At 40.4% G+C, this 11,856-nt stretch carries 12 protein-coding genes; 9 read left to right on the forward strand and 3 right to left on the reverse strand.

From position 1 onward, the window contains the following. The first annotated feature begins 53 nt into the window (after positions 1 to 53). From RHS_RS11315 to RHS_RS11335, 5 genes are all read left to right on the forward strand, one after another. Positions 54 to 377 carry a PadR family transcriptional regulator gene (locus tag RHS_RS11315; RefSeq protein WP_027292920.1) on the forward strand — a complete coding sequence of 108 codons (324 nt, stop codon included), beginning with the start codon at positions 54 to 56 and terminating at the stop codon, positions 375 to 377. A 2-nt stretch (positions 378 to 379) separates the two neighbouring features. Continuing rightward, positions 380 to 724: a DUF1048 domain-containing protein gene (locus RHS_RS11320; RefSeq protein ID WP_047833234.1), complete on the forward strand. Its 345-nt coding sequence runs from the start codon at positions 380 to 382 to the stop codon at positions 722 to 724. A 2-nt stretch (positions 725 to 726) separates the two neighbouring features. After that, positions 727 to 1,065: a DUF1048 domain-containing protein gene (locus tag RHS_RS11325; protein ID WP_047833235.1), complete on the forward strand. Its 339-nt coding sequence runs from the start codon at positions 727 to 729 to the stop codon at positions 1,063 to 1,065. A 77-nt stretch (positions 1,066 to 1,142) separates the two neighbouring features. Beyond that, on the forward strand, positions 1,143 to 2,348 hold the full coding sequence (locus RHS_RS30840; RefSeq protein ID WP_377143949.1) for a helix-turn-helix transcriptional regulator: 1,206 nt from the start codon (positions 1,143 to 1,145) through the stop codon (positions 2,346 to 2,348). Between the two features lie 368 nt (positions 2,349 to 2,716). Then, entirely contained in the window at positions 2,717 to 3,313 is a 597-nt protein-coding gene (locus tag RHS_RS11335; RefSeq protein WP_200889745.1) for a DapH/DapD/GlmU-related protein, read from the forward strand. A gap of 19 nt (positions 3,314 to 3,332) precedes the next feature. Here RHS_RS11335 and RHS_RS11340 read toward each other — a convergent pair whose 3' ends face one another. After that, a complete protein-coding gene (locus tag RHS_RS11340; RefSeq protein ID WP_044294926.1) occupies positions 3,333 to 4,391 on the reverse strand; it encodes a tyrosine-type recombinase/integrase in 1,059 nt (352 codons plus the stop codon). A 145-nt stretch (positions 4,392 to 4,536) separates the two neighbouring features. Then, positions 4,537 to 5,496 (reverse strand): tRNA-dihydrouridine synthase, encoded by a 960-nt coding sequence (locus RHS_RS11345; protein WP_047833236.1) that lies wholly within the window; start codon positions 5,494 to 5,496, stop codon positions 4,537 to 4,539. A 366-nt stretch (positions 5,497 to 5,862) separates the two neighbouring features. On the opposite strand from RHS_RS11345, the gene RHS_RS11350 reads away from it, so the two are divergent. The 4 genes from RHS_RS11350 to RHS_RS11365 all read left to right on the forward strand — a co-directional run bounded on the left by RHS_RS11350 (position 5,863) and on the right by RHS_RS11365 (position 11,011). After that, positions 5,863 to 6,621, forward strand: a complete 759-nt coding sequence (locus RHS_RS11350; RefSeq protein WP_044288947.1) for a GntR family transcriptional regulator — start codon at positions 5,863 to 5,865, stop codon at positions 6,619 to 6,621. 84 nt (positions 6,622 to 6,705) lie between these two features. Further along, a complete protein-coding gene (locus RHS_RS11355; protein WP_242858486.1) occupies positions 6,706 to 8,088 on the forward strand; it encodes an NCS2 family permease in 1,383 nt (460 codons plus the stop codon). Between the two features lie 15 nt (positions 8,089 to 8,103). Next, a complete protein-coding gene (ade, locus tag RHS_RS11360) occupies positions 8,104 to 9,867 on the forward strand; it encodes an adenine deaminase (protein WP_047833237.1) in 1,764 nt (587 codons plus the stop codon). A 256-nt stretch (positions 9,868 to 10,123) separates the two neighbouring features. Next, positions 10,124 to 11,011: an aldose 1-epimerase family protein gene (locus RHS_RS11365; RefSeq protein ID WP_047833238.1), complete on the forward strand. Its 888-nt coding sequence runs from the start codon at positions 10,124 to 10,126 to the stop codon at positions 11,009 to 11,011. A 19-nt stretch (positions 11,012 to 11,030) separates the two neighbouring features. On the opposite strand, the gene RHS_RS11370 is transcribed toward RHS_RS11365, so the two are convergent. Next, positions 11,031 to 11,774, reverse strand: coding sequence for an EFR1 family ferrodoxin (locus RHS_RS11370; RefSeq protein ID WP_027292929.1), 744 nt, complete (start codon positions 11,772 to 11,774; stop codon positions 11,031 to 11,033). Between the last annotated feature and the right edge of the window lie 82 nt (positions 11,775 to 11,856).

Raw genomic sequence — 11,856 nt, forward strand, 5'->3', positions numbered from 1 at the left:
AGTACTAAGTAATACTGCATACAAGTTATACCAAGTAGAAAGGAGCGGGACAATTGGAAAATTTAACCGAAATACTAAAGGGTGTTCTGGAAGGCTGTGTGCTGGAAATTATCAGCCGAAAGGAAACCTATGGCTACGAGATTACCAGGCACCTGAATGCACTGGGGTTTACAGATGTGGTGGAGGGTACAGTGTATACGATATTAATCCGGCTGGAAAAAAATAAATTAGTTGAAATAACTAAAAAACCATCCGACATGGGACCTCCAAGAAAGTTCTTTACCTTAAACGAAAACGGGAGGGAAGAGCTGCGGAAGTTTTGGGAAAAATGGGACTTTGTCTCTTCCAAACTCAATCAATTAAGAGAGGAGCAGTGAAAATGAAAAAATCTTTTATGGAACTGGTAATAGGTGACCTGAATGAAAAGCGTGCCTGGAGGCAATTTACAAAACGCGTGAATGCCCTTCCGAAGGAGTATCGATATATGTTCAAAAAAATCCTGCATTATTTTTACAACTTTGGCTATAATCTGGAGATGCTCACGGACTTGTTGGAATTGTTTGAAGTAAATGCTGCCGAAGGGAAACTCATTCGCGATGTGGTAGGCAATGACGTGGCATCCTTCTGTGATGAGCTAATCCACGCAAACGCTACAGACACCGTCACTCCAAGGGAACGGTTAAATCGTGAGATCTTGGAACACTTTCAAAGGGAGGGAAAATAAGTATGGATAATATCATCAAAAAAATGATTGGTGACAAAAAGGAATACCGTGACCAGATGGCCAGGGTGAATGTTTTGCCAGAAGACTATCGTTTTGTATATCAAAAGATACAGAACTATATGTGGAGCTTTTCAAGCGGAAGTGGATTTGATATGTTGAAAACACAGTATGACCTGATTGATCTGTTTGAGGATGGTGCGGCTCACGGCAAACACGTTCTTGATGTGACCGGCGAAGATGTGGCATCTTTTTGTGACGAACTGATGCAGGGAAATAAACTTTGGACGGACCATTACCGCAAACGCCTGAATAGTAAAATGAACCAAAAGGTAAATAAGTAAATTAATTGATGCATAAAAAATGCAGAGGTTTTTCACCACATATCAGGAGGTACCCATCATAATGCGGAGGTTTACCAGTGACTAAAAGTAGTAATTACCTAAATAGATTGTCATTATTAACCGGAACAGGATTTTTTATCTTAGAAAATAATATTCTGGAAGAGTGCGGGAAAAGCAGCGGTTCAAATCCGATTGCCATATGTAAAAATTTTCAGGAAAAATTATTACATATGGCAGATGCCAAAAGTGTTCCTGTTTTATATCAGGACGGGTATCAGATCCTCTGGGGCTGTGTAAAACAAAAGGATCAATACATTTTAATAGGACCCATGAGCATCAAAAACCTGAGCAGGCTGGAATTGCATCACTATTACCGTGAATATGGCATACACGCAGGAGAGGAAAAAACGCTGCCGGTCTTTACGCTGTCACAGGCTTTGGCAATTGTGCAGATGGCTTCCGTGGAATCTCCTGTCATTACCTGTTCACAGGAAACAATAATTAGAGAAAATCATTTGGCGCAGGGATTGCACGATGGTATTGAGGAGGCGATACTTCGGTTTCAAATAAAAGAAGATACAGCCGGAATTTATCATCATACCTATCAGGAAGAACGCCAATTATTAGCATGTGTCAGAGAAGGAAGGACAGAAGATGCACTGAAATACAATATGGTTATCGATGAAGGAACCGGACGTCTGTCAAAAAGGGAAGTAAACCATTGGAAAAAAGTAGTGATCGTAGCCATTACTCTGTGCACCAGAGCCGCAATTGAGGGCGGCGTTTCACCCGCAGCTGCCTATCAGCTGAGTGATTTTTATATACAGAAATGTGATGAATATGACAACGTTCCGGCATTAGTGGAATGTAGAAATCTTGCGGTAAAACAACTGACAGAGCAGGTGAAAAGAAGAAATGAGGGACGAGGCAGCTCTAATTATGTAGACCAGTGCAAAGACTATATAAGCAAGCATTATAAGGAAAAAATATATCTGAATGATTTAGCGGATGCACTTGGACTAAGCAGCACTTATCTGTCACGCCTTTTCTCTAAAGAAACCGGAATGAAACTTCAGGATTATATCAATTGGTTTAAAGCAGAACGCGCAGCAAATTTACTTGCATATTCGGAAGAGACAATCGCACACATTGGGGAATATGTAAATTTTCCGACACAGAGTTATTTTGGAAAGATATTTAAAAGATATAAGCACATGACCCCTAAGGAATACAGAAACTATTATAAATCATCCGAATTTGCTTCCGAAAGAGATAATATATAGCAAATTAAGGATAAGAACGACATAATATTGGTATGCACATTACCTCCTTCAATCCTGTTTAAAATAAATCATCCAAGTTTCTGGAATAATAAAACCGATACATAATTTCGAAATTTATTTTATGCCTGTCCCCCATAGACCTTTTTGAAAAAATCTATGGTCGGGAAGTCACAACCCTTCTGGACCTTGAGCGGATACCACGCTTATGAATAGGTTTTAACTATTTAAATCTATTAAATATAAGTATTTGCTATATACGTGTGCCGGATTTATACTATATCTAAGGTGATGGCTGCCAAAGCCACATTGAGTATTAAGATTATTAAAATAAAATTATTAATAATCAAGTTAATTGGAGGAGAAATATGATTGAATTAAAAGAATTTTTAGAATTTATGGACAGTGGAAAAACCATTACAGGTGGTACGAAGATACATGCTTACATGCATATGCTTTCTCAAGAAGCATTAAAGCTGACCGCAGAATTAAACGGGTGCTATCATGCCCCGGATGAAATCAGAGGGCTCATGGGACAATTAACCGGGAAGCCGGTGGACGAATCATTCTGCCTATTTCCGCCTTTTTACACAGATTGCGGCAAAAACCTTACCTTTGGAAAAAATGTGTTTTTGAACTCCGGATGTAAATTCCAGGATCAGGGAGGAATATCCATTGGGGACGGCTCCCTGATTGGTCATAATGTGGTCCTTGCAACCTTGAATCACAGTCTGGATCCGGAACATAGGGGAGACTTAATCCCGGCACCAATTCGCATCGGTAAAAATGTGTGGATAGGATCCAATGCAGTTGTTCTTGCAGGCGTTACTATTGGTGATGGAGCTGTAATCGCGGCAGGAGCAGTTGTCACAAAAGATGTCCCTGGGAAAACAATTGCAGGCGGAGTACCAGCCCGGGTTATGAAAGCCATTGAATTAGAGAACGAAACTGTGAATTTGGATACATAAATGCCAAATCTGCAACGCACTATCTTTCCCGCAGCTTCACCGCTTTTGAAGCAGCCCTTCGCCTTTCATCTTTCAGTTTCGCATAATGCTTTTTCGTTGTATTTACATCAGAATGCCCCAGTACATCAGCAACGATATAAATATCTCCTGTCTCCTGATATAATGCCGTACCATAAGTAGAGCGGAGTTTATGAGGGGTAATTGTTTTTACCGTAACCGCAGAACTGTATTTCTTTACTAATTTCTCCACAGCATCTACACTAATGCGTTTTCGAAGATTGGAAAGAAATAATGCATCTTCGTGCCCCGCAATTGGCGTAATGGAATTTCTGGACAATTCCAGATAATCCCTCAGGCCATCTTCAACTTCTGACCCAAAATAAACAACCATCTCATTCCCGCCTTTTCGTATAATGCGGATTCCGTTGTTTTTAAAATCCACATCGGAAATATTAAGCCCCACACATTCAGACACACGTATTCCGGTTCCCAGCAGAAGCGTAATGATTGCCAGATCGCGGTATTTATGCTTATTATAATGATAAAGCTGAACACCGGATAATTCATTTCCACAGTTCTCTATGTGATCCAGCAGATTTGCCACCTCATCCGGATCCAGCTGGATAATCGCTTTATCACTGAGTTTGGGCATATCCACCATGCGGGCAGGATTGGCAGGAACCAGTTGTCTTTTGCACAAATATTCGAAGAAGCTCCGGATACTTGACATCTTTCTTGAAATTCCTGTTCTGGAATTCGTCTCGTATGAGCCGCTTTCATTGGTAGTATACGCTTTCAGATATTCCTGGTATTCTTCAAAATCCACCGGTTGAAGCAGTGAGAGATCATCCAGTTTGATATCTTTTAAATTTTTCCCCGCCAGAACGGGATTGGTAGACTGTAAGAAGCGGAAAAATACACGTAAATCATATGCATAAGAAATTCTTGTCTTATCACTGGTTGTCGGCTCCTTTGCCCGAAAGAAATCTTTTACATATGGCGGCAGCTCCAGAAGCATTTCGCGCAGCTTTTCCGTATTCATAATTTTTTCCTGATCTCTGTATGTAAGATTAGCCATTGAACCCTCCAAATGATTTCATTTTTTATTACTAAAGTGCTAAAATTATAACACATAGCTGAGAAAAATACCAGGTTAAGCGGTTAAACAAAATATTTTTCCGCGTAGCCTGCCAATACCAGCCTCTCTGCTGAGTACAGACAACCTATAATGAAATAGAAGTTATATGTTCAATCAGATCCTGTTCCCGAAATAAATTTGAAACAGCAATTTCATAATCGGTCAGCTTTTCTGACTTTTTAATTTTTTTTAGATATTTATCGGGATTCGTAAACATACGTCCCATATAAAACCAAAGCTCTTTCATTTTAAATAGAACATTCTTTCCTCCAGAAATTGTCTCCAGATAACCATGGTATATTGTATCATGAAATTGCCGGAAACTGACTTTGCCAAGCACCGTATGAGTTTCAATACCATTTAACAATCCAGGATTCATCAGCAGCCCCCTGCCAAGCATAATCGTATGTATATCGGGGAATTGTTCCACAAAGTTTTCGTAATCCTGAACTGTAAATAGATCTCCATTATAGCAGACCGGATTACCGGATATTGCCAGAGCATCGCCAAATACTTCAAGATTAGGTGTATTTTTGTAATAATCTTTTTGAATTCTGGGGTGAATGATCAGTTCTTCCAAATGATATTTATTAAAAATCTCTATTAGTTCATAAAATTCTTTCGGGCTGTCTTTTCCAATTCTGGTCTTTATTGAAATCTTCATTTCCAATTCCGAGCATACTTTATCCAGAAACTGATCCAATTCATCACGGAAGGCAAGAAAACCGGATCCTTTCCTTTTAGAAACCACCGTGCCGGAGGGGCAGCCAAGATTCAGATTTACTTCGTCATATCCCAATTGTTTTAATTCCAATGCCGTCCAGATGAATGCATCTGCCTGATTCGTCAGAATCTGAGGAACCAGATGAATTTGATTATTATGTTCCGGCATGATATCCTGCATTTCCCGGTATGAGAATCGCCGGTTCTGGTTCGGGACAAGAAATGGCGTAAAATATTTATCTACACCTGGGTAAAATTTATGATGGGCATTCCGGTAAATATATCCGGTAATGCCTTCCATCGGGGCAAAATAGTAGCGCATGATGTCTTCTCCTGTTTATCGTTTGGGTTTGAGTTTGGGTTTGGATTTACTTTTAGATCATTATATACAAAGAATCTTAGAAAGACAACCTGAGATTTCAGTTTTGCGAACCCGTTCCCAGCTAAACACGGGTATAGCCCGGACGTGGGATCCGGGCTATGAGTCAAATATATTAACATTAGTTGTTAATATACTCGTAGTTTAATAGATACCGCGAAAAATGTCAATATATGGGATGACACGATTTGAAACACATAAAGTGTCATAGAGCATGTTATCAAGAGTGTTAGAAAATATCTTGACGTTTACTGTCAGATATGATAAAAGTAATAAGGTAATACCTTTAACGGGAAGGATGTGGGTGAAATGGAAATTCTGCCGATGGAAAAGGTTAATTTAAGCAATTCTGTGAAGGCATATTTAATAAAATACATCCGTGGAATGGACGCGAAACTTGGAACAAAGCTTCCGCCTGAGAATGAAATGGCGAAAAATTTTTCGGTCAGCCGCGTGACGATCAGGCGGGCACTGGATGATCTGGAAAAAGAGGGGCTGATCCTGCGGATACATGGGAAGGGAACATTCGTAAATCCGGATGCGCTTCAAATTAAGACCAGCTTATTGCCCGGTGGGGAATTCCGCCAGTTGATACGGGATTCGGGTTATGAAGCAAAATTCGAAATACAGCGGTTTGAAAAGCTGCTCAGCGATGGAGAAGTAAGCAGGAAACTGGAAATTCCGTTAGGAACTCCATACTATCTTCTGGAAAAACTTTATTTTGCGGATCAGCATCCGGCAATTGTCAGTATTGACAGAGTTCCCTGCGAATATTTTAATCAGGACCCTGATTCAGCGGAACTGAATGAACTATCTATTTTTCATATCTTGAAACATAAAGCAGGATGCATTATAAAGCGGGATAAAATTGAGATCGAAACCATGGATTTGGCAAAAATGAAACATTACAGCAGCTGCAGTGAAAAAATGGAATGCAGCAGTGTGTTGTGCTTTCATGGTATTAATTACGACCAGAATAACCGTCCGGTTATTTTAGATACAGAATTTTATAATACAGATTACATACGGTTTAATATGATTAGGGTAAAAGATGTTTACAAAGACTAAGGTTATTCTCGAATAGCCTTTTCTTATAGAAAAAGTAAAGGTAATACCATATTACCCATATTATCAATGAAGGAGAAAAGAGAAATGATGGAGAGTAAACAAAAACAAACCCCTATGCTGGAGAAGATTTTTCATTTATCGGAACGGGGTACCAATGCCAGGACCGAGATGGTTGCAGGATTGACAACTTTTTTGACTTGTGTGTACATAGTAGCCGTAAATCCGGCTATATTATCTGCTGCCGGAATGGACACAAAAGCAGTGTTCTGGGCGACTGCTTTAGCTTCTGCAATTGCCTGTATCTGGATTGGATTCTGGGCAAATCTTCCCTTTGCACTGGCGCCTGCAATGGGTCTTAATGCATATTTTGCCTATTACGTGGTTAATACTCTGGGTCTGACCTGGCAGAATGCATTAGCCTGTGTATTTATATCAGGTGTCACATTTATGCTTTTAAGCATCCTGAAAGTACAGCAAAAAATTGTAGATGCCATGCCGGAATGCATAAAATTATCAGTCGGGGCAGGTATCGGATTTTTTATCGCATTTACCGGGCTGCATCAGGCAGGCATTATCACAGCATCCAAAGATACGCTTTTAACATTAGGAGATTTATCAAATCCCGGTGCCCTCCTTGCTTTAGCCGGAATTTTTGTCATGGCTGTTCTTGTAATCAAACAGGTTAAGGGCGGCATACTCATCGGCATCCTTGCTATAACCGTTATTGGCATATTCATTACAAATCCACTGACCGGAACTTCTTACACGCAGCTTCCGGAAACCCTTGTTGCATTTGATAATCCGGTTAAAGCTCTGGCTCCAACTTTAGGCCAGTTATCCATAAAGGGAATGTTTACCGGCGCACCAGTGGTCGTCTTAGGCGTTATATTTGCAATTATCAGTTTTCTGTTTGTAGATTTATTTGACAGCATCGGCGTATTGCTGGGTGTTGCATCAAAAGCCGGGCTGTTGGACAAAGACGGTAACCTGCCATGTGCCGGAAAGGCTTTATTCGTATCTGCAGGAGGTGCCGCTATCGGTGCTTTGCTTGGTACTAATACCGTTACGATCTATGGTGCGGAAAGTACTACAGGTATTGCCGAAGGCGGACGTACCGGAATGACTGCCTGTGTTACAGGAGTGCTGTTTCTACTGGCGCTGTTTTTCTCTCCGGTATTTTTAATGGTTCCATCCATCGCAACGGCACCTGCCCTTGTTATGGTAGGTATTTTTATGATAGAACCCCTCCGCAATATTGATCTGAAAGATATTTCCATTGCACTTCCCGTATTTTTAACCGTTGCATTTATGCCATTTTCCTATAATATCGCCTATGGTATTTTGTTTGGTATGATTGGCTACACCGTAGGTAAAATAGCAGCCGGAAAGTCTAAAGAATTGACTGGCACTGTAAAAGTACTGACTGTCCTGTTCATTATTTATCTCGTACTGGACATTATTTTATAAATCAGGAGGAACGCTATGCGTACATTTGAAGAAATAAAAAATACCATTGAAACAGGGCTTGGAAAATATCCCTGTGATTTAAAGCTGAAAGATGTCTGTCTTGTTAATGTATATACCAATGAAATTTACCGGACAGATATATACATCAAAAATAAACGTATTATTTCTATTGAACCAAATGCTGATCTTGAAGCAGAGGAATGTCTCGATTGCAGCGGTAAATATGCAATACCGGGATTTATTGATACTCATATGCACTTTGAGTCAACGATGCTGTCTCCCGAAGCATTAGCTTCTGTAGTAGTTCCGCAGGGCACCACCACCTTATGTGCTGACCTTATGGAAATTGCCAATGTAGCAGGCGAAGAGGGCCTAAGAGAGATGTTAGTATCCATGGACCGCCTGCCTTACCGTATGCTTATCGAAGTATCTTCCAGAGTTCCTACCGCTCCGGGCTTAGAAACAACCGGCGCCATCCTTGGGGAAAAAGAAGTAAAGAAGATCATGGAGTGGGAAGAGAGCATCAGTCTGGGTGAACTGGATCCGTCCAAAATCTTATTTGTCAAAGAAGAATACATCCATAAAGTTGCTGACACTCTTGCACAGAGAAAAATTGTGAATGGTCATGCCATCGGTAGATTAGGCCAGGAACTTAACGTATATGCCAGTTCCGGTATTTCCGATGACCATGAATGCGTGAATGCAGAAGAAATGCTGGCCAGACTCCGTGTGGGCATGAAAGTTCTGATTCGTGAAGGCAGCAGTGAACGAAACGTAGAAGAACTGATAAAGGGAGTTGTAGAAGAGCATATTCCACTGGAAAACCTCATGTTCTGTACCGATGATAAACATGCCAGGGAAATCCAGCAGGAAGGACATATTAATTACAATGTCAACCGTGCAATAGCACTTGGTATCCCTCCTATTGAAGCAATTAAAATGGCCACCATCTACGCAGCAAAACATTTCCGGATCGAAGATGAGGTAGGAAGTATCACTCCCGGAAGGCTCGCTGATATACAAATTGTCAGTGATATTACGAATATTAAACCTTCGGTTGTTATTTTTGAAGGAGAAATTGTTGCAAAAGACAATGCACTCCTAAAGGAATGTAAGGTAACAGAATACCCCGAGTGGATTAAAAACACCGTGATTCTGAAAAAACCGGTTACCGAAGAATCTTTTTTATTTAAGGCAAAATCCGGTGGTACACAGGCAAATGTACGTGTGATTGATTTAATTCCCAGCCAGATTATCAATAAAGAAATGATAGACATTTTGCCAATCAGGGATGGTGAAATTATTCCGAATACAGACCGCGATATTCTAAAATTAGCCGTAGTCGAGCGTTACGGAAAATCAGGTGATATCGGTATGGGATTTGTACATGGATTTGAATTGAAAAAGGGCGCTCTGGCATATTCAATGTCACACGACCACCACAATATCGTTGTTGTTGGTACCAATGATAAAGATATGGCGGCGGCAGTGAACGGAGTAGCGGAGATGAACGGCGGTCTTACCGTAGCATGCAATGGGACGGTAACACACCGGATGTGTCTGCCGATCGGTGGATTGATGAGTGAAAAGAACGCGGATGAAATCATGGAAGAACTGGACGTAATGAACGATGCGGCAAAGAAACTGGGATGCAATATGCCTGCTCCCTTTATGTCATTGAGTTTTATTTCTCTGCCCACCGTACCGGAATTAGGCCTTACTGATAAAGGACTGATCGATGTATTAAATCATAAACTAATTGATGTTGAAATTATCTAAATAGAGGGTGTTTGAAAACAGGCTCTATTTATACAAATGCTAAATGTGCAAAATGACTGCCCCGCAAAAGCTGTTTCCGGTTTTTGCGCCAGTAATTTTGCATTTTTTCTATATTATGGCAGAAGCAGTTAAAACTAATAGAAAATCCGTCCGGGTTGTAGTAGAATAATATTAATGATGTGCATTCACAAATAGGTTTTGCAAATAGTGTAATTTGTACTGTACATAAATTTCTATATTGAAAAGGAGACAGGTTATGAGCGAAACAAGAGTATTAGAAAACGAAGCGTTACGAATAGAAGTGAATGATTTTGGTGCTGAACTTGCACGGGTTTATGATAAAAATGCCGGCAGAGAGGTTTTATGGAATGCAGACCCCGCTTATTGGAACCGCCACGCCCCAGTACTATTTCCTTTTGTTGGTGCACTCCAGGATGAACAGTATCAATATAATAATAAAAGTTACCGGATGGGACAGCATGGATTCGCAAGAGACAGTGTATTTACATTAGAAGAACAGCAGTCCACCCTCATTTGCCACAAACTCACCTGGACAGAAGACAGCTTTAAAAAATATCCATTTAAGTTTTCCCTTTATATAACACATATTTTATCAGAAAATGTAATCAAAGTCTGCTGGAAAGTAGTAAATGAGCAGGAGGAAGCAATGTATTTTGGGATCGGAGCCCATCCGGCATTTCTTGCCCCTGTTAAAGCAGAAGAGAAGCAAGAGGATTATTATTTAAATTTATATACTGATAAAGAGAATTACACATGCCTGCGCATTAACGAAAAAGGACTGGCACTCACAGAAACACCGGAAACGTTTGCGGCACAGGGTGGATTCTGTCCACTGAAAAAAGATCTGTTTAAGGATGGCGTATGGATTTTTGAAAATGCACAGCTGCAAAAAGCTGGACTTGCATTACCCGATAAAACCCCTTATATTGAAATCAATTGTGAGGGCTTCCCCTATGTAGGAATCTGGACGAAACCAGGTGCCCCCTTTGTATGCCTGGAGCCATGGTATGGCCGTACAGACGATGCCGGATTCAAAGGAAAAATCCAGGACAAAGCCGGGATTCAAAAGTTAAATGCCGGAGAAACTTTTGAGGCGGATTACACCATAACCGTATGCCATTGAAGTGGACTCACAAATTTAATCAGCGCCTGATATATGGATTTTGATAACGTCCCCTATTAATTGTCTTTTTGCCGCAATTGATGGCTTTTTGCGGACAATAGTGCAGGCAGGCAAAACAATATTCGCAGTTGTGATGCCATTCCGGTATCCCGTTTTCTATTGAAATATTGGATACCGGACAGATTCTTTTACATTTTCCGCATCCGTTACATGAAGATTGGACGGTAAAGTTTTTATCTTTTTTCGCAAGTTCTTTATGCATGAAATTGTGGTAAAGATTGAACAGCGGGTGGTAAAATTTCGGTTTTAATTTTCGCCGGTTTCGTACATCAGCAGCGATTACTTCGATTTTTTGCTTTGCTGCATGAAATAGCTTTTCCTGTTCAGAATTTGTCTGAGGTTTAAACATCGGCGTATAGTTCTCCGGCATTTTAATTGCGTATTCCGCCTGAAGGCAGACACCCTGAGCTTTCAATATCTTACGGGCAAATGGAAGAGCATTCCCAGTCATGTTTCCCATATTTGCCACTGCAAAGCAATAGGTTCCTTTTTGTATTTCCACATTTGTCAGAAATTCACGAACAATATGGGGCAGACCTAAAAAATATACGGGAAATACAATACCTGCACATCCGCTCATAGTAGTTCCTTTTGCCAGTTCCGGAGTTATGTTTTCTGTTTTACAATCAGGTAATATAGCAGCCAGTTCTTCTGCGATCATCTGGCTGTTTCCGGTGCCTGTAAAATAATAAATTGTGGTCATAAATTTTCCTCCTAATTTCTGTTTCTATATTTCTGTTTCTATATTTCTGTTTTTATTAAAATGTTACACTTGTGTCATTTGT

The organism is Robinsoniella sp. RHS, from assembly GCF_001029355.1.
Lineage (GTDB): Bacteria > Bacillota > Clostridia > Lachnospirales > Lachnospiraceae > Robinsoniella > Robinsoniella peoriensis.